This is a genomic window from Kitasatospora sp. NPDC058115 (assembly GCF_042884635.1).
Taxonomy (GTDB): Bacteria; Actinomycetota; Actinomycetes; order Streptomycetales; family Streptomycetaceae; genus Kitasatospora.
This window is the reverse complement of sequence record NZ_JBHVTL010000005.1, coordinates 243971-269090: the sequence shown is the minus strand read 5'-3', so window position 1 is coordinate 269090 and position 25120 is coordinate 243971. Positions and strand designations below refer to the sequence as shown.

The following is a 25120-nucleotide window of genomic DNA, read 5'->3' as shown; positions in this document are numbered from 1 at the left end:
CCGATACTCCTCTGAGTCGACGTCAACTCCGTTGTTTCACAGGAGCCATGACCCCGACAACAGTGCCGCGTCGCTACCAACGGGTAGTTGACGGCGGGCAACCGTTCGGACGACGCCGCGCGGTCACGGCACGGCGCGCTCCACCCGGCGGCGCTTGATGGTGCGGAAGCGGCGGGCGACCTGGCGGGCGAGGTCGGCGGCGCCGACGAGCCCGGCCTCGTTGCCGAGGGCCGCGTGCACGATGGTCGCCTCGGGCCGGAAGCCGCGGCCGGTGAGGGTGCGGCGGAAGGTGTCGCGGGCCGGGCCGAGCAGCAGGTCGCCGGCCTCGGATACGCCGCCGCCGATGACGAAGCGGCCCGGGTCGAGGGCGGCGGCCAGGTTGGCGATGCCGACGCCGAGCCAGGTGCCGACCTCGTAGAGCAGCTCGGTGGCGGTCGGGTCGCCGGCCCGGGCGGCCTCGGTGACCAGCGGCCCGGTGATGCCCTCGACGGTGCCGCCGGCCCGGGCCAGCAGCGGCTGGACCACCGGGGACTCCTCGGCGACCAGCTCGCGGGCGTCGCGCACCAGCGCGTTGCCGGAGGAGTACTGCTCCCAGCAGCCGCGGTTGCCGCACGGGCAGCGGTGGCCGCCGGGCACCACCTGCATGTGCCCGAACTCGCCGGCCAGCCCGTACCTGCCCCGGTCCACGAAGCCGTCGCGGACGACGGCGCCGCCGATGCCGGTGCCCAGGGTGAGCATCACCATGTGCTCCTCGCCCCGGCCGGCGCCGAAGCGCCACTCGGCCCAGGCGGCGGCGTTGGCGTCGTTCTCGACGACCACCGGGAACCGCAGCCGGGCGCTGAGCGCCTCCCGCAGCGGCTCGCCGCGCCAGTTGAGGTGCGGGGCGAAGAGCACGGTGGAGCGCTCGGCGTCGACCCAGCCGGCCGCGCCGACGCCGACCGCGTGGACGTCGTGCCGGTCGGCGAGCTCCAGCACCAGCTCGACGATGACGTCCTCGACGACCTTGGGGCTCTTGGACTTGTGGGGCGTGTCGGTGCGCAGCTTCTCCAGCACCTTGCCCTCGCCGTCGACCACGCCGGCGACGACCTTGGTGCCGCCGATGTCGACGCCGATCGTCGGCAGCCGGAGCACGCCGGCGGGCAGCGCCCGGCGGCGGCGCTCGGCGCGCGGCCCGAGGCCGAGCAGGGTGGGCAGGACCGGCGGACGGCTGCCGCCGTGGGGGCTGGTCACGGCTGCGGACGCTCCTTGGTGCCGGGATCGGTGGTCGGGCCATCAGTCGGGCCGCTGCTCGGACCGGGGGTGGGGCCGGGGGTCGGGCCGGCGTCCGGTCCGGTGGCCGGGCCGCCGGGGACGCCGGGGGCGCCGGCCCGGGACAGCTCGTGGGAGAGCTCGGCCAGGTCGGAGCCGCCGGCCATCTCGGTGGTGAGCTGTTCGAGGCCGATCTCCGCCCGGGGGTGGCTGCCGGCCATCCGGCCCCGCTTGAGCAGGGTGAAGTGGTCCCCGACCAGGTACGCGTGGTGCGGGTTGTGGGTGATCAGCACGACGCCGAGTCCGGCGTCCCGGGCGGCGGTGACGTACTTGAGCACCACCCCGGACTGCTTGACGCCGAGCGCGGCGGTCGGCTCGTCCAGGACGAGCACCTTGGCGCCGAAGTGCACGGCGCGGGCGATGGCCACGCACTGGCGCTGCCCGCCGGACAGCGTGCCGATCGGGCGGTCGACGTCGGGCAGGTCGATGCCCATGTCGGCGAGCGCCCGGCGGGTGGTGGCGCGCATGCCGTCGGCGTCGATCCGCAGCCCGCCCCAGCGCTTGTGCCCCTGCTCGGAGCCGAGGAAGAAGTTGCGCCAGACGGGCATCAGCGGCACCACGGCGAGGTCCTGGTAGACGGTGGCGATGCCGCGGTCCAGGGCCTGGCGCGGGGAGTCCAGCCGGACCTCCTCGCCGGCCACCGTGAAGGTGCCCTCGTCGTGCCGGTGCAGCCCGGCGATGATCTTGATCAGGGTGGACTTCCCGGCGCCGTTGTCGCCCAGCACGCAGCTGATCTCGCCGGAGCGCAGGGTCAGCGAGACGTCCTCCAGCGCGCGCACGGTGCCGTAGGTCTTGCCGACACCCCGCAGGGAGAGGAGCTCGGTCATCGGGGCCCCCGTTCGGCGCGGCGCTTGACGAAGGAGTTCAGCAGGGCGGCCAGCAGCAGCATCGCACCGAGGAAGAACTTGAACCAGTCGGGGTTCCACTGGGCGTAGATGATGCCCTTGCTGGCCATGCCGAAGATCAGCGCGCCGAGTGCGGAGCCCACCACCGAGCCGTAGCCGCCGGTGATCAGGCAGCCGCCGATGACGGCCGCGACGATGTAGATCAGCTCGTTGCCGACGCCCTCGCCGGACTGCACGGTGTCGAAGGAGAACAGCAGGTGCTGGCCGAGCACCCAGGCGCCGAAGCCGACGAACAGGTAGAGCACGGTCTTCGTCCGGGCGACCGGGACGCCCACCGCGCGGGCCGCGTCCGCGTCCCCGCCGACCGCGAAGATCCAGTTGCCGAACCGGGTGCGCAGCAGCACCCAGCTGCCGGCCAGCAGCAGGCCCAGCCACCACCAGACGGTGGCCTTGACGGTCAGCCCGCCGACGGTGACCTCGGAGGCGAACAGCCAGCGGCAGGAGGCGAAGCCCTCCATGTCGGAGATCGGCTTGGTGGTGACGGTGCCGGAGACCGCCTTGGTGACGCCGAGGTTGGCGCCGGTCAGCATCAGGAAGGTGCCGAGGGTGACGATGAAGCTCGGCAGCTTGGTGCGCGCCAGCATCCAGCCGTTGAACAGGCCGACCGCCAGCGTGACGGCCAGCGAGGCCAGCACGCCGACCCAGGTGACGGCGGTGAGCTGGTAGGAGACCATCGACGAGGTCAGCGCGGCGGTGGTGACCAGGACGCCGGCCGACAGGTCGAACTCGCCGCCGATCATCAGCAGCGCGACCGGGACGGCCATGATCCCGATGGTGGAGGCGGCGTACAGCACGGTGCCCAGCGAGGAGACCCGCAGGAAGGGCTCGGCCACGGCGGCGAAGACCAGGAAGACCGCGGCCGCCGCCAGCAGCGCGCCCAGCTCGGGCCGGCCGGCCAGCCGGCGCAGCGCGGCCGGGCGCTCCCGGCGCTCGGCGGCCAGGACGTCGGAGGTGCTCACCTGGTCCCCCTCGCGACGTACTCGGCCAGGGCGTCCGCGTTCTCCTTGGTGAGGATCTGCGGGCCGGTGGCCACCGGCCTGCCGCCGCCGAGCATGTTGAGGTTGAAGCGGTAGAGCCAGATCAGGTCGACGCCCTCGTAGCCCTGGAGGTAGGGCTGCTGGTCGACGGCGAAGCCGACGGTGCCCGCCTTGAGGCCGGCCACCACCTGGGTGCCCAGGTCGAAGGTGTCGAGCTCGACCGGGCGGCGGGCGTCCTGGACCGCCTGGAGGCCGGTGGCCGCCATCGGGCCGGAGAGGGTGAGCACGGTGTCGATCGCCTGGTCGGCCTGGAGCTTGGCGGAGATCGCCGCCCGGGCGTCGGGCATGTTGACGCCGTCGACGTACAGCACCTGGAAGGCGCCGCCGGAGGTGCTCCGGGCGCCGGAGCAGCGCTGCTCCTGGCCGACGTTGCCCTGCTCGTGGATCACGCAGAGGACGTTCTTGCGGCCGCGCCCGGCGAGCTCGGTGCCGGCGGCCTGGCCGGCGGTGGCCTCGTCCTGGCCGATGTGGGTGAGCGCGCCGAACTTCGCGGAGAACTCCTGGCCGGAGTTGATGGTGATCACGGGGATGCCGGCGGCCTTGGCCTTGCCGAGCACGTCGGCCATCGCGTCGCCCTTGGCGAGGGTGACCAGCAGGCCGTCGACCTTCTGGTCGATGGCGGCCTGGACGAGCTGGACCTGGTTCTGGGTCTGCGCGTCGTTGGAGTACAGGAAGGTGATGTTGTCCTTGGCGGCGGCCTGCTCGGCGCCCTTGCGCACGGTGTCCCAGAAGGCGTCGCCGGCGCCCGCGTGGGTCACCATGGCGACCTTCCAGCGCGGGGTGGTGACGGCGCCGCCGGCGGTGGCCGCGGCCTTGGCGCGGGCCTCCTCGGCGCGTCTGCCTCCGGTGCTGCTGCAGCCGGCGACGGCGACCGTGAGGGCCAGGACGGCCAGCGCGGCGGCGAGGGGCCTCAGCCGGCGGACGGGACTCATGCGGGTTGTGCTCATCCCCATAGTCTCGCTTCCCGGCGCACGCGCTTTCGCACCGCCTCGCCCGGTGGGGCGATCCGTCCGGACGGTATCGTGCCCCGCGGGGGGATTCCTGGGAGTCCGCTGGGTGCGACGTCCGGACGAGGTCCGCCGGGGTGGCAGACTGGTGCGGGCCCGAAATGGGGAGCTTCGCGTGAACGTGATGTTCCTCTCAGGTTCCGCACAGATTCGGACGGCAACCGATCCCCGTTCCAGGCCGTCTGATGCCATTGAGGTGGCGCTCCGGGCGAGTGGGGCCCGAGCGGCTTCGAACCCGGATACGAGAACTTCATGCAACTGACAGGTACGCCATTCTTCATCTGCACGGTCATTCTCGTGCCGGTCTCCATCGCGGTGGCGATGTGGTTCTGGGGACGGGTCAAGGGCCCCAAGCCGGTGCGCGTCCTGTCCAGGCTCGCCATGCTCGTGTTCTGCCAGGTCACCGCGGTGGTCATGGTCTTCGTGATGGTCAACAACGCCAACCTCATCTACGGCAACTGGGACGACCTGCTCGGCACCGGCAACCACGTCCGGGCGGTGCCCTCCGTCCCGCCGCAGGAGCCGGCCGCGGCCGGCGGCCAGGGCGTGGCCCCGGCGGCCGGTGCCGGGGGCGGCGGCGGTGCGCCGGCCGGTGACGCGGCCCACCCGCCGGCCAACAAGGTCCAGCAGTCCTTCCGCGGCGTGGACGACCCGAAGGTGCCGGGCGACGTCCAGAAGACCGACCTGAAGGGCCAGCTGTCCGGGGTCGACGGCGAGGTGCTGGTCTGGCTGCCGCCGCAGTACAACGACCCGGCGTTCAAGGACCGGAAGTTCCCGGTGGTCGAGCTGATCCCCGGCTACCCGGGCTCCTCCTCCACCTGGTACGGCACGCTGAAGGTCTCCGAGCAGCTCAAGCCGCTGATGCAGCAGGGCAAGGTGGCGCCGTTCATCCTGGTCTCGCCGCGCACCCTGCTGCTGGGCAACCACACCGACGCGGGCTGCACCGACGTGCCGGGCAAGGTCAACGCGGACACCTGGCTCACCCGGGACGTGCCGCAGATGATCCTGGACAACTTCCGGGCCGACCCGTCCTCCGACCGCTGGGCGATCGCCGGCTACTCGGCCGGCGCGCACTGCGCCGCCAAGCTCTCGCTCGCCCACCCGAACCGCTACCGGGCCGGCGTCAGCCTCTCGGGCTACAACGACCCGGCGACCGAGAAGGACTCGCTGGTCGGCAAGGACCCGAAGCTGCGCGAGGCCAACAACCCGGTCGCCCTCGTCAAGGGCGCCGCCCAGCCGCCGAAGGTCTCGCTGTACGTCTCCGGCAACAAGGGCGACGGCTACGAGGACGGCCAGGCGATCGCCGCCGCCGCCAAGGCGCCCACCACCGTCCAGGTCGTCGAGACCACCGGTCCGCACTCCAGCGACGTGTGGAAGGACATGGTGCCGGGCGTCTTCGAGTGGCTGACCGGCATCATCCCGGCCCAGTGACCCGCGCGCGCCGAGGCCCCCGGAGCACCACGCTCCGGGGGCCTCGGCCGTCGCGGCGCGCTCAGCCCAGCGCGAGCGCCAGGTAGAAGTCCACCCGGTCCTCCAGACGGGACAGGTCACGGCCGGTCAACTCCTCGATGCGGCCGATCCGGTAGCGCAGGGTGTTGACGTGGACGTGCAGCTGCGCGGCGCACCTGGTCCACGAGCCGTCCGCGCGCAGGAACGCCTCCAGGGTGCGCACCAGCTCCGCCTGGTGCTCCTGGTCGTAGGCGATCACGGTGTCCAGCAGCCGGCCGCGGAAGGCCCGGCGGACCTCGTCCGGGACGGCCGCGAGCAGCAGCACGTGCGAGGCCAGCTCCTCCGGCCCGGCCACGCCGACCCGGCCGGGCCTGGCGTCCGCGATCCGGCGGGCGTGCCGGGCCTCCTCCAGCGCGCCGCGCAGGCCGGCCGCCTCCCGGGCGGGGGCGGAGACGCCGACGGTGATCCGGCCCTCCGGCCCGAGCCCGGCCTCCAGCGGGGCGAGCAGCTCGCGCAGCGCCTCGGCGGGCACCGGGCCGTCCGGCGCGGGCATCACCACCACCGCGCCGGTCCCGGCCCCGGCGACGAGCGCGCGGTCGGTGCCGCCGTCGAGGGCCTCCTCCAGGACGGCCCGCACCACGCCCTCGGGCAGGCCGGTGCCCTCGGCGCTGGCCACCAGCCAGGCGCCCTCCCCCGGCGGGCCCGCCGGGCCGGGCCCCCGGTAGCGGGCGGCCGTCGCCGCGGACGCGTCCAGGGTGCGGCCGATCTCCGCCGGGTCGGCGTCGCGCCGCAGCAGGGCGAGCAGGTCGTCGGCGAGGCCGCGGCGCAGCCGGCGGCCCTCGTCGCGGCGGTGGCGCTCGGCGGCGACCAGCCGGGCGAGGTTCTCGGCGAGCTGCTGGCGTTTGGCGCTCCACTCGGTGACGTCGCCGGCGACCACGAGCATCCAGTCGGCGAGCGGGACCGGGACCGGCGGGGCCGGGGCCGGCGGCGCGGCGGGCGCGGGCAGCAGCGAGTAGGGGCCGGCCGCCAGCCGGACCCGGTGCGGGGGCCGGCGGCACCGGGACTGGGCGGTGAGGTGGGCGCGGACCAGCTGGTCGCGGTCCTCGGCGGTCAGCCGGTCGGCGGGGCCGGCGATCACCGCGCCGGTCGGGGCGAGCACCCAGCAGTCGAGGTCGAGGTCGCCGCCCAGCAGGTCGAGGACGGCGTCCAGTCCCCCGCCGCCGGCCGCCGAGACCAGCATCCGGTGCCGGTCGACGAGGGCGGCGAGGTCCGAGGCCCGGTCCGCCGAGACCTGGCGGCCGACGAACTCGGTGACGGTGCCGAAGGCGATGTCGTCGGGCACCGCGAGCAGCGGCATCCGGTGCCGGCGGCAGGCCTCGACGAGGTCCTCGGGGACCGGCCCGACCTCGGCCTCGCCGGCCGCGAGGGCGACCGCGCCGCCGGCCGCGAGGGTGCGCACGAACCGCTCGGAGTCGGCCGGGCCGGAGCGCCAGAGCATGCCGGTGAGGACCAGCTCGCCGCCGTGCAGGTACCGGCCCGGGTCGTGCAGGTCGGTCGTCATCACCCCGCTGACCTGCCGGTCCAGCTCCTCCTCGGCCGCGAGCAGACGCAGGCGCGGGGCGCCGGGGGCGAGCAGGTCACGGACACGCATCCGCGGGCTCCTTCGGGGCTGGGGTGGGGTGAGGGTGGTCCGAGCGCTCGGTCCGCGGTCACAGTCTGCCCGAACACGCGTGCTCGGCGTCACGTCCCGCGGCCGCCCGGACCGAGGGTCCCCCCGGGTGCCGGGCCGCCGGGCCGTGCCCGGGAGGCGCGGCCGGACTACGGTCGTAGGTGGGGCCGCGCGCGGGCCGGACCGCGGCGCTGTCCCGCCGCACCGGCCCCTTGGAGGAACGTACAGGATGCCGGGCTCCCCGGCCGCCGGGGTTTCATGCCATCGGTGACTGCCCGGGGCCCGGTCGCGGGGGTTCACTGGCCGGACGGCGCCGGACACACCCCGTGACCGGACGGCGACCACGCGAGGAGGCGCCCGATGGAGTTCCTCCGCCCCGCGAGCTGGGACGAGGCGCTCGCCGCGAAGGCCCGGCACCCGGACGCGCTGCCGCTCTGCGGCGGCACGGACGTCATGGTCGAGCTGAACTTCGACCTGCGCCGCCCGCCCGCGCTGCTCGACCTGACCCGCGTCGCCGAGCTCACCACCTGGTCGGACGACGGCGCGGTGGTGCGGCTCGGCGCCGCCGTCCCGTACAGCCGGATCATCGCCGAACTGTCCGGCCCGCTGCCCGGCCTCGCGCTGGCCGCCCGCACCGTCGGCTCCCCGCAGATCCGCAACCGGGGCAGCGTCGGCGGCAACCTGGGCGCGGCCTCGCCGGCCGGTGACGCGCACCCGGCGCTGCTGGCGGCCGGCCGGGACGTGGCCGTCGAGGCGGCCTCGGTGCGCGGCACCCGGCTGATCCCGATCGACGCGTTCTACACCGGGGTGAAGCGCAACGCCCTGGCGGCCGACGAGCTGATCCGCGCGGTGCGGATCCCGGTCGCCGACGGGCCGCAGCAGTTCGCCAAGGTCGGGCCCCGCAACGCGATGGTGATCGCGGTCTGCGCGTTCGGCTTCGCGCTGCACCCGCGCACCGGCACCGTCGGCACCGGGATCGGCTCGGCCGCCCCCACCCCGCGCCGCGCCGTCGAGGCCGAGGAGTACCTGCGCGGGGAGTTCGCCGGGCGCGGCCTGTGGGAGCGCGGCGGCACGCTGGAGGCCGGGCTGGTCCGGCGCTTCGGCGAGCTGGTCGCGGCCGCCGCCGCGCCGATCGACGACGTCCGCGGCAGCGCCGCCTACCGGCGGCACGCGCTCGCCGTGATCGCGCGGCGCACCCTCACCTGGACCTGGAACGAGCACCGCCGGCAGATCAGGAGCACGGCATGAGGGTCACCTTCACCGCCAACGGCAGACCGGTCGAGGCCGACGACGTGTGGGAGGGCGAGAGCCTCCTGTACGTGCTGCGCGAACGCGTCGGCCTGCCCGGTTCGAAGAACGCCTGCGAGCAGGGCGAGTGCGGCTCCTGCACGGTCCACCTGGACGGCGTGCCGGTCTGCGCCTGCCTGGTCGCGGCCGGCCAGGCGCAGGACCGCGAGGTGCGCACCGTCGAGGGCCTGGGCGGGGAGGACGGCGCCCTCGGCCCCGTCCAGCAGGCGTTCCTGGACGCCGGAGCCGTCCAGTGCGGCTTCTGCACCCCGGGGCTGCTGGTGCAGACCGACGCGCTGCTGGCCCGGGACCCGCGGCCGTCCGACGCCGACATCCGCGAGGCGCTGTCGGGCAACCTGTGCCGGTGCACCGGGTACGAGAAGATCATGGACGCGGTGCGGCTGGCGGCCGCCCGGACGGCGGGGCGGTGAGCGGATGGACGCGCACGCCCGCCGGGTGGACGCACGCGCCCGGACCGCGGACGCACCGGCCGCCCCCGCGACCGCGCCGACCCGCGGCGTCCGGGGGGAGAAGAGCCTCCAGGACCTCCGGCAGAGCAGCCCGGACGGCATCGGCGGCTCGCCGCTGCGCCCGGACGGCGCGCTGAAGGCGCGCGGCGAGTTCGCCTACTCCTCCGACCTGTGGCACGAGGACATGCTCTGGGGCACGGCGCTGCGCTCGCCCCACCCCCGGGCCGCCATCCTCTCGGTGGACGTCTCCGGGGCGCTCGCCGTGCCCGGGGTCGCGGCGGTGCTCACCCACGAGGACATCCCCGGCACCGCGTACTACGGGCTGGACGTCGCCGACCAGCCGGCCCTGGCCGTCGACCGGATCCGCTACCAGGGCGAGCCGATCGCCCTGGTGGCCGCCGACCACCCGGAGACCGCCCGGCGCGCGGCGAAGCGGATCGCGGTCGCGTACGAGGTGCTGACCCCGATCGTCACCGAGGAGCAGTGCCTCGACCCGGCGACCCACGGCTACGTGCACGAGCCGCACGAGTACCGCGCGCACGCGCGGGGCAACGTCTGCCACGAGCAGTGGGTGGTCTCCGGCCTCGGCGTCACCGACGAGGTGCGGGCGCGGGCCGACGTGGTGGTCCGCGGCACCTACGAGGTCGGGATGCAGGACCAGGCCTTCCTCGGCCCGGAGTCCGGGCTGGCGGTACCGGCCGGGGACGGCGGCGTCGACCTCTACGTCGCCACCCAGTGGCTGCACGCGGACCGGCGGCAGATGGCGCCGGTGCTCGGGCTGCCGGAGGAGAAGGTCCGGCTCACCCTGGCCGGCGTCGGCGGGGCGTTCGGCGGCCGCGAGGACCTCTCGATGCAGATCCACGCCTGCCTGCTGGCCCTGCGCACCGGCCGTCCGGTCAAGATCGTCTACTCCCGGGACGAGTCGTTCTTCGGCCACGTCCACCGCCACCCGGCGCGGATGACCTACGAGCACGGCGCCACCCGGGACGGCCGGCTGGTCTACTCCGACGCCCGGATCGTGCTGGACGGCGGCGCGTACGCCTCCACCTCCCCGGCGGTGGTCGGCAACGCGGCCTCGCTCGGCAACGGCCCCTACGTGATCCCGAACGTCCGGATGCACGCCCTCGCGCTGTACAGCAACAACCCGCCCTGCGGGGCGATGCGCGGCTTCGGCGCGGTGCAGGCGGCGTTCGGCTACGAGAGCCAGATGGACCGGCTGGCCGCCGCACTCGGCATGGACCCGGTGGAGTTCCGGCAGCTCAACGCCGTCCGGCAGGGCGACCGGATGCCCACCGGCCAGGAGATCGACGCGCCCGCGCCGGTCGCCGAACTGCTGCGGCGGGTCAAGGAGCGGCCGCTGCCGCCGCCGCTCGCCCCGGACGGCCCCGACCAGCGGGAGCTGCCCGGCGCGCTGTCCAACTCCACGCACGGCGAGGGGGTGGTGCGCGGCGTCGGCTACTCGGTGGGCATCAAGAACGTCGGCTTCTCCGAGGGCTTCGACGACTACTCCACGGCACGGGTGCGACTGGAGGTGATCGGCGGTGAGCCGGTCGCCCTGGTGCACACCGCGATGGCCGAGGTCGGCCAGGGCGGGGTCACCGTGCAGGCGCAGATCGCCCGCACCGAGCTGGGTGTCGAACACGTGACCATCCAGCCGGCCACCACGACCGGGATCGACTCGGCCGGTTCGACCTCCGCCTCCCGGCAGACCTACATGACGGGCGGCGCGGTCAAGCTGGCCGCCGAGGCGGTCGCGCGGGAGCTGATCGAACGGGGCCGGCGCCGCCACGGCTGGACCCAGCGGGACCTCGCGCTCGCCGGCGGCGAGGTCGTCTCCGCGTCGGCCGGCCCGCTGGCCGCCGTCGCCGACCTGCTGGGCGACGAGCCGATCGACCTGACCCGGGTCCACCGCCACCGTCCGACCTTCCCCTTCGACCGGGAGACCGGACAGGGCCGGGGCCACGTCCAGTACAGCTTCTGCGCCAACCGCGCGGTGGTCGACGTGGACGTCGAACTCGGCCTGGTCAAGGTGGTCGAGCTGAGCGCCGTCCAGGACGTCGGCCGGGCGCTCAACCCGCTGTCGGTGGTCGGCCAGATCCAGGGCGCCTGCACCCAGGCGCTGGGGCTCGCGGTGATGGAGGAGATCCTCCTGCGGGACGGCGAGGTGCGCAACGCCTCCTTCACCGACTACCTCGTCCCGACCGTCCTGGACACCCCGCCGATCCCGGTCGAGCTGCTCGAACTGCCCGACCCGCACGCCCCGTACGGGCTGCGCGGGGTGGGCGAGGCGCCGACCGTCTCGGCCACGCCGTCCATCGTGGCGGCCGTGCGCGCCGCCACCGGGCTGGCGCTGAACCGGATCCCGGTGCGGCCCGAGCACCTGACCACCGAGCGGCCCGGGCCGCTCTGACCGGCCGCCGGGCCGCCGCACCGCGACCCTGCCCGCGCGGGAACGCGCCGGGCCCCACGGGTGCCCGCCGCCGTACGGGATCGTTCTCCCTGCGGCGGCGGTGCCCCCGGCGGGCCCGGTTCGCCTACCCTCGAAAGCGCGAAGGAGCTCCCGTCATGCAGGACATCGCCGAGCAGCTGCTGGCCTGGCACGCGTCCGGCCGCCCCTTCGCCGTGGCCACCGTCGTCGGCGTCACCGGCAGCGCCCCGCGCGACCCGGGCGCCGCGCTCGCCGTCGACGCGGACGGCGAGGCCGTCGGCAGCGTCTCCGGCGGCTGCGTGGAGGGGGCCGTCTACGAGCTGTGCCGGACCGCCCTCGCCTCCGGCGAACCGGTGCTGGAACGGTTCGGCTACGGCGACGAGGACGCCTTCGCCGTCGGCCTGACCTGCGGCGGGGTCCTGGACGTGTTCGTCCAGCCGGTCGTCCCCGGCGCCGATCCGGCGCTCGACGCGGGCATCGCGCTCATCGCCGCCGGCACCCCCGTGGCGCTCGCCCGGGTCGTCGCCGGGGACGCGGGGCCGCTCGGTGCGACCCTCGCCGTCACGGCAACCGGCCACCACGGCACCCTCTCCCCCGCGCCGCCGACGCCGACCACGCCGACGCCGCTGGAGCGGGCCGTGGTCGCCGAGGCGCGCGCCATGCTCGACGCGGGCCGCACCGGCCGGCTCGTGCTCGGCCTCGACGGGCGCCCCTGCGACGACCGCGCGCGGGGCACCGTCACCCTGTTCATCGAGTCGTACGTGCCGGCGCCCCGGATGCTGGTGTTCGGTGCGATCGACTTCGCCGCGGCGGTCGTGCGGATCGGCAGGTTCCTCGGCTACCACGTCACCGTCTGCGACGCCCGGCCGGTCTTCGCCACGGAGCGGCGCTTCCCCGACGCCGACCGGGTGGTCGTCGACTGGCCGCACCGCTACCTGGACTCCCAGCTGGACCGGCTGGACGGGCGCACGGTGGTGTGCGTACTCACCCACGACCCCAGGTTCGACCTCCCGCTGCTGGAACGCGCCCTGCGGCTGCCGCTCGGCTTCGTCGGCGCGATGGGCTCGCGCCGCACCCACCGCGAGCGCGCGGCCGGGCTGCGCGCCGCCGGGCTGACCGAGGCCGAACTCGCCCGGCTGCACTCGCCCGTCGGCCTCGACCTCGGCGCCCGTACGCCCGAGGAGACCGCCGTCTCGGTCGCCGCCGAGATCGTCGCCCACCGGCGGGGCGGCGGGTGCCTGCCGCTGAGCGCCGGGGACGGGCCGATCCACCACGACCGCGCGGACGGCGGCGCCCCCGGCCCGGCGGCGCACGGCGTCACGGGCCACGGCGGCGCGGGCCACGGCGGCGCCGGGCACGGCCTCGCGGCGGGCCGGGCTCAGCTCACCACGTTGTAGGCCTCGCAGATCATCGGCGCGGCGGTCGCCATGCCCACCTCGCGCAGGATCGGCAGCAGCACGGCCGCGAAGTGCTCGAAGGCCTCCCGGGACTCCCAGACGTCGGTGACGTGCCAGCCCCCGCCGTCCGGCAGCGGACCGGCCGCGTGCAGCAGCAGGCCGCGCACCGGCCAGTCCTCGGGCCGGTGCAGCCCGGTGCCGCCGGTCAGCCGGTCCACCGACTCCTCGTACTGCTCCCGGGTGACCCCGGGGAGGTCGAACACCGCGATGATCGCCATGGGGCGGCTCCTGTGCCTGCCTGCCGACGGCCCGTCACCGCCCGGTCGCCTCCAGTGCAGCCCGCGGGTCCGCGCGGCGGCCAACCCGGTACCGCCGAACGGGTGAATTGCGGCCCCCGTGCGGCGGCGGGAGGCTGGAGACGAGGACTCACCCGAGCCCGGGAAAGGGGCACCGCCATGCGTGCGTTGCTGGAGATCGAACTCGACACCCAGACGGCCAACCGCGCCGTCGCGGACGGCGCCGTCGCGGCGACGTTCGACCGGATCATGGCCGACCTGAAGCCCGAGGCCGCCTACGCCTTCCCGCGCAACGGCCGGCGCTGCCAGATCGTCGTGGTGGACGTCCCCGACGAGGCCGCCGTCGTCAAGATCTGCGAGCCCTTCTGGCTGGAGTTCAACGCCCACATCGACATGCACATCTGCATGGACCCGGAGCAGCTGAACGAGGGTCTGAAGCGGCTGGGCCGCTGAGCGCCCGCCGCTCCCCCGGCCGTCAGTCGGAGACCGCCAGCTTCAGGCCGAACCCGACCACCACCACACCGGTCACCCGGTCCATCGCCCGGCGCGCCGCCGGCCGGCGCAGCCAGCCGCGCAGCGCCCGGGCGAAGCCCACCAGCACCAGCGACCAGAGCAGCCCCTCCACCACGTGCACGCAGGTGAGCGCGACCCCGGCGGCGAAGTGCGGCGCCCCCGCCGGGATGAACTGCGGCAGCACCGCCACGTAGAAGACGCCCACCTTGGGGTTGAGCAGATTGGTCAGCAGACCGCGCCGCCAGCCGGCCGCCAGGCCGCCCGCCGGGGTCTTCTCCCCGTCCGCCCCCGGCTCCGGCTGCTCCTCGCCGCCGCCCCCGGCCCGGGCGCGGATCATCCCGATCCCCATCCACACCAGGTAGGCGGCGCCCGCCCAGCGCAGCACCTCGTAGCCGACCCGCGAGGCGGTGAGCAGCGCCGTCACCCCGGCCGAGGTGAACGTCCCCCAGAGCAGCGTGCCGGTCTGGATGCCGAGCACCACGCCCCAGGCCTGCCGCCGGTGGCCGAGGGCCGAGGTCCGCAGGATCAGGGCGGTGTCCAGCCCCGGGGTGAGGGTCAGCAGCCCCACGACGAGGGCGAAGGACCAGAGGGCGGTCGTCATTTCCATGGGCCCTCATCGTACGGGGGCACGGAACGTCGGCCGTACCGGATTTCCACCTGCGCTTTCCCGGTGGCCGGGCGGGTCAGGCCAGTCGCCGGACCCGCTCGGCGACCCGGCGGCCCTCCTGCCGGGTCGGGTCGTACTCCACCCGCTGGCCCTCGGTCAGCACCCGGTCCCCGCCCCCCGCCGGCAGGATCGAGTCGTAGTACACGTACAGCGGCGGGCCGTCGTCGTCGGGGGTGATCAGGCCGTACCCGTGGTTCGCGTGGTAGGACTGCACGGTGCCGGTGGCCATCGGGTCTCCTCGGGTCCGGTGGTGGGCGCGTGGGCCGAACACCCCCCGGCCCTCCATGATCGGTGCTGGACCGGCCGGGCGCGCCCCGGCCCGAACGGGAGGACGGCCCGCCGATGCGCACCGCACGGGCGATCTCACTGCTCCTGCTGCTCCAGGCGCGCCGCAGCATGACCGGCGCCGAACTGGCCGCCGAGCTGGAGGTCTCCGAGCGCACCGTGCAGCGCGACGTGCTGGCCCTGGCCGAGGCCGGCGTCCCCGTGTACGCCGACCGGGGGCGGGCCGGGGGCTACCGGCTGCTCGACGGCTACCGCACCCGGCTGACCGGCCTCGACCGCGCCGAGGCGGAGGTGCTGCTGCTGGCCGGACTGCCCGGGCCGCTCGGGGACATGGGTCTCGCCGATCCGGCGCTGGCCGCCCGGCTCAAGGTCGCCGGCGAGCTCGGCGGCGCCCCGGCCGCCGGGGCCCGGCGGTTCCACCTGGACGCGCCCGGGTGGTTCCGCGACGCGCCCGTGCCGCCGCTGCTGGCCGAGGTCGCCCGGGCGGTGTGGGGCGGGCGGCTGCTGCGGGTCCGCTACCGGCGGCGCCCCGGGGCGGGCCCCGGCGCGGAACCCCCGGTCGAGCGGGTGCTGCGGCCGTACGGGCTGGTGCTGAAGGCGGGCACCTGGTACCTGGTCGCCCGGCCGGACGAGGACGGCCCCGACGAAGGCTCCGGCGAAGGCCCCGGGGACGGCCCCCGGGACGGCCCGGCCGGCGGCCCGGCGGTGGCCGGCCGTGTCTACCGGGTGGACCGGCTGACCGCCGCCGAGCCGCTGGCCGACCGGCCGTTCGAACGCGACGAGGCGTTCGACCTCGCCGCGTTCTGGGACGCCAAGGCCGCCGAGTTCGCCCGTTCGCTGCTGCGCGAGCGGGTGACCGTACGACTCAGCCCGCACGGCGTCGAGCGCCTGCCGCACCTGCTCGAACCGGTCGCCGTCCGGGAGGCGCTCGCCGGCGCCGGGGAGCCGGACGGGCACGGATGGGTGACCGTCCGGCTCCCCGTCGAGTCCCTGGAGGTCGGCTACGAGGAACTGCTGCGGCTCGGACCGGAGGCCGAGGTGCTCGACCCGCCGGCGCTGCGGCGGCGGCTGGCCGGGGCGGCGGCCCGCGCCGCCGCCCTCTACGGCCCGCCTCAGCGGTAGCCGGCCGGGTCCGGCGGGCCGTCGGCGCCCTCGACGTCCACCAGGTAGCGGAAGGCGTCCGGGCGGCTGCCGTCCAGATCGGTGAAGCCGTACTCCAGGGCCAGGCCGCCGCTGGAGAGCGAGGTGCCGTTGAACCGCGCGGCCCCGGGGTCGGCGGCCAGCGCCACCACCGCGCGCCCGACGTACAGCGGGGACTCCGAGATGCCGAACTGCGGCTCGGCCGTCGTCGCCTCGCGCCAGGTCTCCTCGGTGACGCCGAAGTGCTCCAGCATCATCTCCGAGCGCATCCACCCGGGCGTCAGCGCCACCGCCGTCGCCCCGCGCGGACCCAGCTCGTGCCCCAGCGCGAACGCCATCCGCAGCACGGCCGCCTTGGCGACGTCGTAGAAGAAGGAGTTGCGGTAGCGGGTGCCGTTGTACTCCGCGGTGCCGTCCGTCATCTCCACCACCAGCCCGCCGGGGCGGCGCAGCAGCAGGGGCAGCAGGTGGTGGCTGGTGATCGCGTGCGTCTCGACGGCCAGCCGCAGCAGCCGCAGCCCCTTGTCGAGGTCGTGCTCCCAGACCGGGAGGTCCCACGCGAAGAGCTGCTCACCGCCCCAGATGTCGTTCACCAGGATGTCCAGCCCGCCCTGCTCGGCCTCGATCCGCGCGGCCACCGCCGCCACCTCGGCGGGCACCAAGTGGTCGGCGCGCACCGCGATGCCGTGCCCGCCGGCCGCCGTCACCAGGGCCGCCGTCTCCTCCAGGGTCTCCGGGCGCCCGTACTCGCCCCGGTGCCCCTCGGCGCTGCGCCCCGTCCCGTACACCGTCGCCCCGGCGGCGCCCAGCGCCACCGCGATCCCCCGCCCGGCCCCGCGCGTCGCCCCCGCGACCAACGCGACCTTCCCCTTCAGCGGCTGCTCCGTCATCCCTCGCCCTTCCTCGCGGCCCGTGGTGTCTCCACCCGTCACCACCGATGCTCCCCCCGAATCCCGACACCTCCTGTCGGGATTCCGGCAGAAGCTCGACCGGGAACGCGAGGGCCGTCCGTCAGCCGGCCGAGCCGGGTGGAACCACCCACCGGCTCGGCCGACCCGGCACGGCGGCGATCACGGCACTGAGCCTGTGATACCGGATTCACGCTTGTCCGGCGTCAAAGACCTGTGGGCCGCTCAGGTGACGTCGAGGCGGGCGGCGAGGCGGAGGAGGCCGGGGGCGAGACGGCTGAGGAAGCGGGCGGCCCTGGCCTCGGGGGTGACCGGGACGACGGGCTTGTTGGTGCGGACGGCGGCCAGGATCGCGGTGGCGACCTTCTCCGGCGGGAAGCCGCGGCGGGCGTAGAGGCGGGCGGCGCGGGCCTGCTTGGCGGCCTGTTCGTCGGCGGTGCTGGCGGAGAAGGTGGAGGTGCGGGTGATGTTGGTGTTGACGATGCCGGGGCAGATGGTGGACACGCCGATCCCGTGGCCGGCGAGTTCGGCGCGCAGGCAGTCGGAGAGCATGAACACCGCGGCCTTGCTGGTGGCGTAGGCGGTGAGCGCCTTGGACGGCAGGTAGGCGGCCGCGGAGGCGAGGTTGACGATGTGGCCGCCCTCGTCGCGCTCGGCCATCAGGGCGCCGAAGGCCCGGCAGCCGTGGATGACGCCCCAGAGGTTGACGTCCAGGACCCGCTGCCACTCCTTCTCGGTGGTCTCCAGGAAGGTCCCGGAGTGGCCGATGCCCGCGTTGTTGACGACCACGTCGGGCACGCCGTGCTCGGCGGCGACCTGCTGGGCGAACGCGTCGACGGCGGCGCCGTCGCCGACGTCCACCCGGTAGGCGTACGCGGCCGGGCCGAGCAGCCCGGCCAGCTCGGCGGTGCGGCGGGCCGCGTCGAGGTCGAGGTCGCAGACCACCACCCGGGCGCCCTCCTCGGCGAAGGCGAGCGCGGTGGCCCGGCCGATGCCGCTGCCGCCGCCGGTGATGACGACCAGCCGGCCGTCCCCGGGCACGGCCGCCTCGGACCCGGACGCGCCGGTCCCGGTGCGGGTGATGTGTTCGCGGACCATTCCTGCCACGGTGGTTCCCTTCTCCAGCAGCGCGGACCAGTGGGTGGCGCGCAGGGTGCGGCGGGTCAGCCTGGGCGCCCAGCGCTCCAGGCCCTCGGTGAGGTGGCCGCCGACGAAGCGGTCCTCGGTGAGGGTGATCACCTGGACCGGTACCTCGGTGGGGCGTTCGCGCGGGTCGCGCAGGACCGGGCGCATGTTGGCCCGGTAGAGCTCGATGCCGCGCACCGCGTCGCGCCGCAGGCTGGGCTGCGGGTGGCCGGGGCGCGGGGTGATGCCCTCCAGCCGGTGCAGCAGCCGCGGCCAGGCGCGGGCGAGACCGAGCCGCCAGACGCCGGGGGCGAGGAAGGGCAGGTGGAAGGCGGTGATGTACCAGGAGTCGAGGCTCTGGGCGAGCAGTTGCTTCAGGTGGCGCGGGGTGGGGCGGCGCAGGCGCTCGCGCAGCCAGAAGCCCACGTGGTCGAGGCAGGGGCCGGAGAGGGTGGTGAAGGAGGCGAGGCGGCGTTCGGCCCCGGGGGCGGTGACGGCCTCCCAGGACTGCAGCGAGCCCCAGTCGTGGGCGACGAGGTGCACCGGGCGGTCGGGGCTGACCGCGTCGGCGACGGCGAACAGGTCGGCGGCGAGCTGTTCGAGGCGGTAGCCGGAGCGGTCGGCGGGCACGCCCGAGGCGCCGGCGCCACGCACGTCGTAGCGGACCACGTGGTGGTCGCGGGCGAGGTCGGCGGCGACGTCGTCCCAGACCGCGTGGGTGTCGGGGTAGCCGTGGACCAGCAGCACGGTGGGCGCGGCCGGGTCGCCCTGCTCGTGGACGGCGAGCGGCAGGCCGCCGGAGTGGACCGTGCGGCGGCGGGTGGGGGTGCTCATCGGGCGGCTCCCTCGGGGGCGGTCACGGCGGTGGCGACGGGGGCAGTATTCCAGCGGCGGACGTGCGGGAGGTCGTCGTCCAGCCAGTAGGCGTCGTCCTCCGTCACCACCAGCAGCTCCTCGAACTTGATGCCGGTCTCGCGGAACCCGATGTGCGGCTCCACCGCCCACAGGCCCGGGGTGGGCGCGTGCCGGGAGGAGCGGCCGTCCGCCCACAGCGGCGAACGGCCGTGCAGGCGCTCGCTGACGAGTTCGCGGCCGAGCGTCTGGAGGGTGCGCACGCCGAAGCCGAGGAGGTTCACCCCGGCGGGGCCGCGCGCCGTCGTCCGGGTGACCTGGTGACCGATCACCCGGCCCGGGTAGACGCGGTGGCGGTTGTCGTAGCCGTGCGCCTCGATCTGGGTGTCGACGGCCGCGTAGACCTCGGAGAGCGGCTTGCGGGCGCGGACCTCGGCGAGGATCAGCTCGCGGTAGACCCGCAGGTCGGCGGCGAGGCGGTCCCAGACGCGGTTCTCGCCGACCTTGCCGCCGTAGCCGATGTCGGCGGTGTAGCCGTCGACGACGGGCGCGCAGTCCAGCACGTACGGCATGCCCTCCTGGAGGCGGCGGTTGCCGGCGAAGAACTGCAGCGGGGTGTGGAAGTGACGGAACGCCGTCCGGTCGCCGAACCACGCGAAGGGGACGTGGAAGAAGTCCTGCACGCCGGCGGCGACCAGGCGGCGGCACAGCTGGGCGGTGGCCTGGCGTTCGGTGACGCCGGGTTCGATCCAGGCGGCGACCTGCTCGGCGCAGTCGTAGGCGAGCTGCTGGGTCTCCCGGAAGCGCGCGAGGTCGCGCTCGGTGAACGGGAAGGCGGGGGTGCGCGGCACGGCGGGGCTCCTTCTGGGCTACGGGGCGGTGGAGCTGGGCGCGACTAGACGTCGAGTACGAGGGTCTCGCCCCCGGCGGCGCGGGAGACGCAGGGCAGCAGGGCTCCGGCGGCGCGCTGCTCGGGGGTGAGGCGGCGGTCGCGGTGGTCGGCGGTGCCGGCCAGCAGCCGGACCTCGCAGGTGCCGCAGAAGCCCTGCCGGCAGGAGTACGCGAGGTCGGGGCGGGCCTCGCGGAGCACGTCCAGGGCGGAGCGGTCGGCGGGGACGGCGAGGTCGGGGCCGTCGGCGCCGAGGCGGAGGGTGAACGGCTCGCCGTCGGTGACCGGGGCGGCGCCGAAGCGTTCGAAGTGCAGGGAGGCGGCGGGCGAGGCGTCCAGCGCCTGCTGCACGGCGGCCAGCATCGGGGCCGGGCCGCAGCAGTAGACGGCGGCGCCGCGCGGGGCGTGGGCGAGCAGTTCGGCGCCGGTGGGCGGGCCGCCGTGCTCGTCGTCGGTGCGCAGGCGGACCCGGGCCGGGTCGAGGGCGCGCAGTTCGGCGGCGAACGGGAGGGTGTCGGCGCTGCGGCCGGTGTGGACCAGCCGCCAGTCCAGGCCGTGCCGGCGGGCCTCGCGCACCATCGGGAGCAGCGGGGTGACGCCGATGCCGCCGGCCAGCAGCAGGACGGCCGGTTCCGCGCAGAAGGCGAAGCCGTTGCGCGGGCGGCGGGCCGTGAGGCGGGTGCCGGGCCGGACGGTGTCGTGGATCTCGGCGGAGCCGCCGCCCCCGTCGGGCAGCCGGCGCACCGCGATCCGGTAGCCGGCGCGGTCGGCGGGGTCGCCGCAGAGCGAGTAGTGGCGTTCGCGGCCGGAGGGGAGCGTGAGGCGCAGGTGGGCGCCGGGCTGCCAGGCCGGGAGGTGGCCGCCGGAGGGGTCGGCGAGGGTCAGCTCGACGGCGTCGGCGGCGACGTCGCGGCGGGCGGCGACGACCAGGTCCAGCGCCGGGACGGGGGTGCCGAGGGGGCGCCGGGGGTTGCGGCGCAGCAGCGGGCCGCCGAGGGCGGGGCTGTAGCGGTCGCCGAAGGCGGTGAGGAAGCGGAAGAAGGTGTCGGCGCGGGGGCGGCCGTAGAGGTCGGGGGGCGGGGTGCGCAGGTCCATCCGGCGGGGTCCTTGGGGGCTCGGGTGGTACGGGCTCGGGTCCTGGGGCGGGCTGGCGGGCGGGTCGGCGTCGGCTCGGCGGCCGGGCGGGCCGGTGGCCGGACCGGCCGGACTGGCCGGACTGGCCGGACCGGCCGGACCGGGCGGCGGCCGGCGGCGCTCAGCGGCCGGCGGCGGCGCGGGCGGCCGGGGAGGTCGCGAGGTAGCCGAGGGCCTGGCTGGAGGAGCCCTCCTGGGTGGGGTGGTAGCCGGGCCGCAGGTAGCGCAGGCCGGAGCGGAGCGACCTGACCGGGTCGGGCAGCAGGCCGCGCCGGGCGATCCGGCCCGCCTCGCGCCAGGTGGGCCTGAGCCGGCCGTCGAGGGTGGGGTCGGCGGCGAGCAGGAAGCGGGCGCCGCGCACCCAGAGGTGCACCAGCAGCGGGCCGGAGACCAGCATGCCGCGGATCCGCCGTGCGTAGCCGGGGTCGAGGTGGACCATCAGGTCGTAGGCGACGCTGCGGTGCTCGACCTCCTCGGCGCCGTGCCAGCGCAGCAGGTCCAGCATCGTCGGGTCGGCCTTGGCGCGGTCCAGGCCCGGGGAGTTGAGCGCCCAGTCGCCGAGGAAGGCGGTGAAGTGCTCGATCGCCGCGACGAAGGCGACCCGTTCGATGATGTTCTCGCGCCGCCGGGCGGGCGACAGGCCGGGCTTGTCCCCGAGGACGCGCTGGAACAGCCAGGCGATCTGGCGCACGTAGGGCCGCGGGTCGAGGCCCTGGCCGAGCAGGTGGTCGAGGACCTCCTGGTGCGCCTCGGCGTGGATCGCCTCCTGGCCGATGAACCCCAGGACCTCCTCGCGCAGTTGCTCGTCGCGAACCATCGGCAGGGCCTCTTTGAAGACCTTGACGAACCAGCGCTCGCCCTCGGGCAGGAGCAGGTGCAGGACGTTGATGACGTGGGTGGCCATCGGCTCGTCGGGGATCCAGTGCAGCGGCAGGTCCGCCCAGTCGAAGCGGACGTCGCGGGGCTCCAGGACGAGGCCCTCGTGCACCCGGGCGGCGGGCGCGGCGAGGGCGGGGACGGGGGTGGGGCTGGGCATGGGAGGGCCCTCCTGACCTGCGGGTGGCGGCTCGACCCGGCACAACGTACTCGCGGGTAGCCCCGGCCACAAGGGTTTCGGCACGCCTTATCGACATCGAGTCTAATAAGTGGCCCGCGTCGCGGACACCCCGGGTCGGCCGTGGGACGACACCCCCGGAAACGCGAGAACCCCGCCGGAGCGGGGTCCCTGGGCGCGGGCGCGCGGTCCGGCCGGACCGCTCAGACCGCCATCGCGAGCATCAGCGGCGCGGCGCGGGCCGCAAGCACCTCGGCCGCCGCCTTCAGCCGGTGCACGTTGTCGACCGGCATCGAGGTGGCCAGGCAGCCGACCGTGCTGCCGGCGGTCACCGGCACGGCCGCGCAGACCGTGCCGAGGGCGTACTCCTGGATGTCCAGCACCGGCACGGTGGCCGGCTGGCGCTCCAGACGGTGCATCAGCTGGTCGGTGTCGGTGACCGTCCGCGAGGTGAGGCGGGCCACCGGGTGGCGGGACAGGTGGTCCCGGCGGCCGTCGTGGTCGAGCTGGCTGAGCAGACACTTGCCGATCGCGCTGGCGTGCGCGGTGGCCCGGAAGTCCACCCACTCCTGCACCGCCGGCGCACCCTCGGAGGCCGAGACCGCCTCGACCGACAACTCCCCGTCGTGGTAGCGGCCGAAGTACACCGCGGCACCCAACTCGTCGCGCAGCTCGGCGAGTTTGCTGTCCAGCCGGGCGCGGACCAGCTGCTCCCGGTTGTGCTGACCGAGCAGCGCGAAGGTTCCGCCGAAGACCCAGCCGCCGTCCTGGCAGAGCAGATAGCCCTCCGTCTCCAGGATCTCCGCGAGCCGGCGAACCGTCGGCAGCCCCAGGGACGTCTCCCTCGCCAGGGCCACCAGGGTGGCACCGCCGGGGTGCCGGTCGACGGCCTCCAGCAGTCTGAGGGCGTGCTGCAGGGAGGTGAACGAACCGGGCACGCCCTGCTCCGGCACGGCGTGACGGCCCGGGGCTGGTGTCGACATGTCGTCCCCTTCCGATGTCCCCGCGCGGCGTGACCGGCGGGTAGGGTCCAGCCTATCGACCGCCGGACACCGCCATCGTCTCCTTCGCCGGAATCCCCATCAGATACGGTGAAACACTTGACTGGCATATGCCTCACCGCGCCCCCTCGTACCCCCTTGCGGCGGACCGGCCGACCGGACTCGCTCACCAGTGCGTCACCGCCGGGGGCGGAACCGGCCCCCTGGGTCACATCCGGCACAACGCCGTCCGGGGTCGGCTCGCTCACCGACGGGGCAGTGCGGGCGCAGCAGTTGGACACCGAAGGGCCAACCGCCCCACGTCCACCACCCGCCCGCACAGGGGGTGACCAGGTTGCGGCGGCGCAGCCCGGCGGCGCGGACGGTGAACACGCCACCCGGGCCGACGGCCCCGAGGCTCACTCACCGGCCCGTCACCAGCGGGGCCGGCGGATCAGCGCGGGCGGACGCCGAAGAGGCTCGCCGCCCACGTCCACCACCCGCCCGCGCAGGGGGTGACCGAATTGCGGCGGCACAGCCCGGCGGCGCGGACGGTGAACACGCCGTCCGAGGCGAAGGCCACTGGGCTCACTCACCGGCGGGGCCGGCGGGGCCGGCGGGTCAGTGCGGGCACGGCAGTTGGACGCCGAAGGGCTCGCCACCGACATCCACCACCCGCCCGCGCAGGGGGCTACCGGGTTGCGGCGGCACAGCCCGGCGGCGCGGACGGTGAACACGCCGTCCGAGGCGAAGGCCACTGGTCTCGCTCACCAGGGGGCCGGTGGGTCAGTGCGGGCGCAGCAGTTGGACGCCGAAGGGCTCGCCGCCCACGTCCACCACCCGCCCGCGCAGCCAGGTGGTGTGCACGGTGCCGGTGAGCGTGCGGCCCGCGTAGGGGGTGACCGGGTGGCGGTGGTGCAGCCCGGCGGCGTGCACGGTGAACACGCCGTCCGGGTCGAACGCCACCAGATCGGCGTCGCGGCCGACCGCGACGGCCCCCTTCCGCCCGTCGAGACCGGCCAGCCGGGCGGGCCCCGCGGACATCCAGCCGGCCAGGTCGGCGAGGGTGTGGCCGCGCCTGCGGGCCTCGGTCCAGACCGCCGGCAGGCCGAGCTGGAGGGAGGAGATGCCGCCCCAGGCCGCCGCGAAGTCGCCGCTGCCGCCGCGCTCGGGCAGCAGCTTCAGCCCGGGGACGGACGGGGAGTGGTCGGACACCACGGCCGTGAACTCCCCTGCCGCCAGGGCCGTCCAGAGCGCCTCGCGGTTCGCCTCGTCGCGGATCGGCGGGCAACACTTGAACGCGGTGGCGCCGTCCGGGACGTGCTCGGCGGCCAGCGTGAGGTAGTGCGGGCAGGTCTCGGCGGTGACCTCGACGCCCTGCGCGCGGGCCCGGCACAGCAGCGGCAGCACCGCCGCCGAGGAGACGTGCAGCACGTGCACCCGGGCGCCGGTGCGGCGGGCCGCCGCCAGCAGCCGGGCGACGGCGGCGGTCTCCGCGCCGGGCGGACGGGAGGCGAGGAAGTCCCGGTAGCGGACGCCGGGTTGCTGCGGGGCGGCGGCCAGCACGGCCGGGTCCTCGGCGTGGACGACGGCCAGCGCCCCGAGCCGGGCCTGCTCGGCGAGCGCGGCCTCCAGCGCGGCCGGCTCCAGGTGCGGGAACTCGTCGACGCCACTCGGCGAGAGGAACGACTTGAAGCCGAACACGCCCGCGCGGTGCAGGGGTTCGAGGTCGGCGAGGTTGCCGGGGACGGCGCCGCCCCAGAAGCCGAGGTCCACCCAGGCCCGGCCGGCGGCGGCCTTCCGCTTGGCCTCCAGGTCGGCGGGCGTGGTGGTGGGGGGCACCGAGTTGAGCGGCATGTCGACGATGGTGGTGACGCCGCCGGCCGCGGCGGCCCGGGTGGCGGTGGCGAAGCCCTCCCACGCGGTGCGGCCGGGCTCGTTGACGTGCACGTGGGTGTCGACCAGGCCCGGCAGCAGGGCCGTGTCGCCGAGGTCGGTCAGCCGGCCGTCGCCGGCCGGGAGGGAGCCGTGTCCGGCGATCCGCGCGATCCGCCCGTCCCGGACCAGCACGTCCGCCGGGCGCTCACCCTCCGGCAGGACCACCCGGCGGGAGCGGATCACCTCGGTCTCGCTGCGGGGCATGGGGCCTCCGGAACCTGGCCTGGACGACGGGCGGGGCGCGGCGGGGCACGGTGCGGCGGAACGGGGTGCGGCGGGGCGGCGCGACGGGGCCCACCCGGTCGAGGGGCGGGCCCGGAGCGTAGGGCCGCCCCCGACCGGGCGTCAAGGGAGCGGACGGGGCCGCCGGGTGGGGGCGGCG

Annotated in this window: 22 protein-coding genes; 7 read left to right on the top strand and 15 right to left on the bottom strand. The window is 75.6% G+C overall.

Going from position 1 to position 25120, the window contains the following annotated elements; all coding sequences use genetic code 11:
- Positions 1-123: 123 nt before the first annotated feature.
- Genes ACFVVL_RS07715 through ACFVVL_RS07700 form a run of 4 tightly spaced genes read right to left on the bottom strand, consistent with a single transcriptional unit; the run spans position 124 to position 4197 of the window.
- A complete protein-coding gene (locus ACFVVL_RS07715; RefSeq protein ID WP_380293009.1) occupies positions 124-1230 on the bottom strand; it encodes an ROK family glucokinase in 1107 nt (368 codons plus the stop codon).
- Complete coding sequence (locus tag ACFVVL_RS07710) at positions 1227-2135, bottom strand: ATP-binding cassette domain-containing protein (protein WP_387672152.1); 909 nt, start codon at positions 2133-2135, stop codon at positions 1227-1229. Before ACFVVL_RS07710 ends, ACFVVL_RS07715 begins: the two co-directional genes overlap by 4 nt.
- A complete protein-coding gene (locus ACFVVL_RS07705) occupies positions 2132-3172 on the bottom strand; it encodes an ABC transporter permease (protein ID WP_380293013.1) in 1041 nt (346 codons plus the stop codon). The genes ACFVVL_RS07710 and ACFVVL_RS07705 overlap by 4 nt, the downstream gene beginning before the upstream one ends.
- Complete coding sequence (locus tag ACFVVL_RS07700; protein ID WP_380293016.1) at positions 3169-4197, bottom strand: substrate-binding domain-containing protein; 1029 nt, start codon at positions 4195-4197, stop codon at positions 3169-3171. Before ACFVVL_RS07700 ends, ACFVVL_RS07705 begins: the two co-directional genes overlap by 4 nt.
- 357 nt (positions 4198-4554) lie before the next feature.
- Between ACFVVL_RS07700 and ACFVVL_RS07695 the strand changes: the two genes are divergently transcribed.
- Complete coding sequence (locus ACFVVL_RS07695; protein ID WP_380293020.1) at positions 4555-5688, top strand: alpha/beta hydrolase; 1134 nt, start codon at positions 4555-4557, stop codon at positions 5686-5688.
- 61 nt (positions 5689-5749) lie between these two features.
- On the opposite strand, the gene ACFVVL_RS07690 is transcribed toward ACFVVL_RS07695, so the two are convergent.
- Positions 5750-7357, bottom strand: a complete 1608-nt coding sequence (locus tag ACFVVL_RS07690; protein WP_387672149.1) for a PucR family transcriptional regulator — start codon at positions 7355-7357, stop codon at positions 5750-5752.
- A 378-nt stretch (positions 7358-7735) separates the two neighbouring features.
- Here ACFVVL_RS07690 and ACFVVL_RS07685 point away from each other — a divergent pair, with 378 nt between their 5' ends.
- From ACFVVL_RS07685 to ACFVVL_RS07670, 4 genes are all read left to right on the top strand, one after another.
- Positions 7736-8623: an FAD binding domain-containing protein gene (locus tag ACFVVL_RS07685; RefSeq protein ID WP_387672146.1), complete on the top strand. Its 888-nt coding sequence runs from the start codon at positions 7736-7738 to the stop codon at positions 8621-8623.
- Complete coding sequence (locus tag ACFVVL_RS07680; RefSeq protein ID WP_380293026.1) at positions 8620-9093, top strand: (2Fe-2S)-binding protein; 474 nt, start codon at positions 8620-8622, stop codon at positions 9091-9093. The genes ACFVVL_RS07685 and ACFVVL_RS07680 overlap by 4 nt, the downstream gene beginning before the upstream one ends.
- 4 nt (positions 9094-9097) lie before the next feature.
- A complete protein-coding gene (gene pucD / locus ACFVVL_RS07675) occupies positions 9098-11542 on the top strand; it encodes a xanthine dehydrogenase subunit D (protein ID WP_387672143.1) in 2445 nt (814 codons plus the stop codon).
- A gap of 155 nt (positions 11543-11697) precedes the next feature.
- On the top strand, positions 11698-12957 hold the full coding sequence (locus ACFVVL_RS07670) for an XdhC family protein (RefSeq protein WP_387672140.1): 1260 nt from the start codon (positions 11698-11700) through the stop codon (positions 12955-12957).
- Here ACFVVL_RS07670 and ACFVVL_RS07665 read toward each other — a convergent pair.
- Positions 12939-13235, bottom strand: a complete 297-nt coding sequence (locus tag ACFVVL_RS07665; protein ID WP_380293032.1) for a hypothetical protein — start codon at positions 13233-13235, stop codon at positions 12939-12941. The two genes, ACFVVL_RS07670 and ACFVVL_RS07665, sit on opposite strands and share 19 nt — an antisense overlap.
- Positions 13236-13412: 177 nt before the next feature.
- Here ACFVVL_RS07665 and ACFVVL_RS07660 point away from each other — a divergent pair, with 177 nt between their 5' ends.
- Positions 13413-13706: a hypothetical protein gene (locus tag ACFVVL_RS07660; RefSeq protein ID WP_380293034.1), complete on the top strand. Its 294-nt coding sequence runs from the start codon at positions 13413-13415 to the stop codon at positions 13704-13706.
- A gap of 22 nt (positions 13707-13728) precedes the next feature.
- Here the strand turns inward: ACFVVL_RS07660 and ACFVVL_RS07655 are convergent, their stop codons facing one another.
- Together ACFVVL_RS07655 and ACFVVL_RS07650 are read right to left on the bottom strand one after the other, a co-directional pair.
- On the bottom strand, positions 13729-14373 hold the full coding sequence (locus ACFVVL_RS07655) for a LysE family translocator (protein WP_387672136.1): 645 nt from the start codon (positions 14371-14373) through the stop codon (positions 13729-13731).
- A 76-nt stretch (positions 14374-14449) separates the two neighbouring features.
- Complete coding sequence (locus tag ACFVVL_RS07650; RefSeq protein WP_380293038.1) at positions 14450-14662, bottom strand: cold-shock protein; 213 nt, start codon at positions 14660-14662, stop codon at positions 14450-14452.
- Between the two features lie 113 nt (positions 14663-14775).
- On the opposite strand from ACFVVL_RS07650, the gene ACFVVL_RS07645 reads away from it, so the two are divergent.
- Positions 14776-15840 carry a helix-turn-helix transcriptional regulator gene (locus tag ACFVVL_RS07645; RefSeq protein WP_387672132.1) on the top strand — a complete coding sequence of 355 codons (1065 nt, stop codon included), beginning with the start codon at positions 14776-14778 and terminating at the stop codon, positions 15838-15840.
- On the opposite strand, the gene ACFVVL_RS07640 is transcribed toward ACFVVL_RS07645, so the two are convergent.
- The 7 genes from ACFVVL_RS07640 to allB all read right to left on the bottom strand — a co-directional run bounded on the left by ACFVVL_RS07640 (position 15831) and on the right by allB (position 24942).
- The gene (locus tag ACFVVL_RS07640) at positions 15831-16748 is read right to left on the bottom strand and encodes an SDR family oxidoreductase (RefSeq protein WP_387672130.1); all 918 of its coding nucleotides are present in this window, start codon (positions 16746-16748) and stop codon (positions 15831-15833) included. The two genes, ACFVVL_RS07645 and ACFVVL_RS07640, sit on opposite strands and share 10 nt — an antisense overlap.
- Before the next feature lie 243 nt (positions 16749-16991).
- Entirely contained in the window at positions 16992-18725 is a 1734-nt protein-coding gene (locus ACFVVL_RS07635) for an SDR family oxidoreductase (RefSeq protein WP_387672127.1), read from the bottom strand.
- Positions 18722-19594, bottom strand: coding sequence for a M24 family metallopeptidase (locus tag ACFVVL_RS07630; protein WP_387672124.1), 873 nt, complete (start codon positions 19592-19594; stop codon positions 18722-18724). Before ACFVVL_RS07630 ends, ACFVVL_RS07635 begins: the two co-directional genes overlap by 4 nt.
- A gap of 44 nt (positions 19595-19638) precedes the next feature.
- A complete protein-coding gene (locus tag ACFVVL_RS07625) occupies positions 19639-20727 on the bottom strand; it encodes a PDR/VanB family oxidoreductase (RefSeq protein WP_387672121.1) in 1089 nt (362 codons plus the stop codon).
- A gap of 160 nt (positions 20728-20887) precedes the next feature.
- Entirely contained in the window at positions 20888-21802 is a 915-nt protein-coding gene (locus ACFVVL_RS07620) for a metal-dependent hydrolase (protein ID WP_380296894.1), read from the bottom strand.
- A 221-nt stretch (positions 21803-22023) separates the two neighbouring features.
- Positions 22024-22803: an IclR family transcriptional regulator gene (locus ACFVVL_RS07615; protein ID WP_387672118.1), complete on the bottom strand. Its 780-nt coding sequence runs from the start codon at positions 22801-22803 to the stop codon at positions 22024-22026.
- Positions 22804-23586: 783 nt separating this feature from the next.
- Complete coding sequence (allB, locus tag ACFVVL_RS07610) at positions 23587-24942, bottom strand: allantoinase AllB (protein WP_387672115.1); 1356 nt, start codon at positions 24940-24942, stop codon at positions 23587-23589.
- Positions 24943-25120: the final 178 nt, after the last annotated feature.

Bases quoted from the DNA above. Each gene is read 5' to 3' on its own strand.
- ACFVVL_RS07710 (WP_387672152.1), bottom strand. From the start codon at position 2,135: ATGACCGAGCTCCTCTCCCTGCGGGGTGTCGGCAAGACCTACGGCACC.
- ACFVVL_RS07700 (WP_380293016.1), bottom strand. From the start codon at position 4,197: ATGAGCACAACCCGCATGAGTCCCGTCCGCCGGCTGAGGCCCCTCGCC.
- ACFVVL_RS07690 (WP_387672149.1), bottom strand. From the start codon at position 7,357: ATGCGTGTCCGTGACCTGCTCGCCCCCGGCGCCCCGCGCCTGCGTCTG.
- ACFVVL_RS07685 (WP_387672146.1), top strand. From the start codon at position 7,736: ATGGAGTTCCTCCGCCCCGCGAGCTGGGACGAGGCGCTCGCCGCGAAG.
- ACFVVL_RS07680 (WP_380293026.1), top strand. From the start codon at position 8,620: ATGAGGGTCACCTTCACCGCCAACGGCAGACCGGTCGAGGCCGACGAC.
- pucD (WP_387672143.1), top strand. From the start codon at position 9,098: ATGGACGCGCACGCCCGCCGGGTGGACGCACGCGCCCGGACCGCGGAC.
- ACFVVL_RS07670 (WP_387672140.1), top strand. From the start codon at position 11,698: ATGCAGGACATCGCCGAGCAGCTGCTGGCCTGGCACGCGTCCGGCCGC.
- ACFVVL_RS07665 (WP_380293032.1), bottom strand. From the start codon at position 13,235: ATGGCGATCATCGCGGTGTTCGACCTCCCCGGGGTCACCCGGGAGCAG.
- ACFVVL_RS07660 (WP_380293034.1), top strand. From the start codon at position 13,413: ATGCGTGCGTTGCTGGAGATCGAACTCGACACCCAGACGGCCAACCGC.
- ACFVVL_RS07655 (WP_387672136.1), bottom strand. From the start codon at position 14,373: ATGGAAATGACGACCGCCCTCTGGTCCTTCGCCCTCGTCGTGGGGCTG.
- ACFVVL_RS07650 (WP_380293038.1), bottom strand. From the start codon at position 14,662: ATGGCCACCGGCACCGTGCAGTCCTACCACGCGAACCACGGGTACGGC.
- ACFVVL_RS07645 (WP_387672132.1), top strand. From the start codon at position 14,776: ATGCGCACCGCACGGGCGATCTCACTGCTCCTGCTGCTCCAGGCGCGC.
- ACFVVL_RS07640 (WP_387672130.1), bottom strand. From the start codon at position 16,748: ATGACGGAGCAGCCGCTGAAGGGGAAGGTCGCGTTGGTCGCGGGGGCG.
- ACFVVL_RS07635 (WP_387672127.1), bottom strand. From the start codon at position 18,725: ATGAGCACCCCCACCCGCCGCCGCACGGTCCACTCCGGCGGCCTGCCG.
- ACFVVL_RS07625 (WP_387672121.1), bottom strand. From the start codon at position 20,727: ATGGACCTGCGCACCCCGCCCCCCGACCTCTACGGCCGCCCCCGCGCC.
- ACFVVL_RS07620 (WP_380296894.1), bottom strand. From the start codon at position 21,802: ATGCCCAGCCCCACCCCCGTCCCCGCCCTCGCCGCGCCCGCCGCCCGG.
- ACFVVL_RS07615 (WP_387672118.1), bottom strand. From the start codon at position 22,803: ATGTCGACACCAGCCCCGGGCCGTCACGCCGTGCCGGAGCAGGGCGTG.
- allB (WP_387672115.1), bottom strand. From the start codon at position 24,942: ATGCCCCGCAGCGAGACCGAGGTGATCCGCTCCCGCCGGGTGGTCCTG.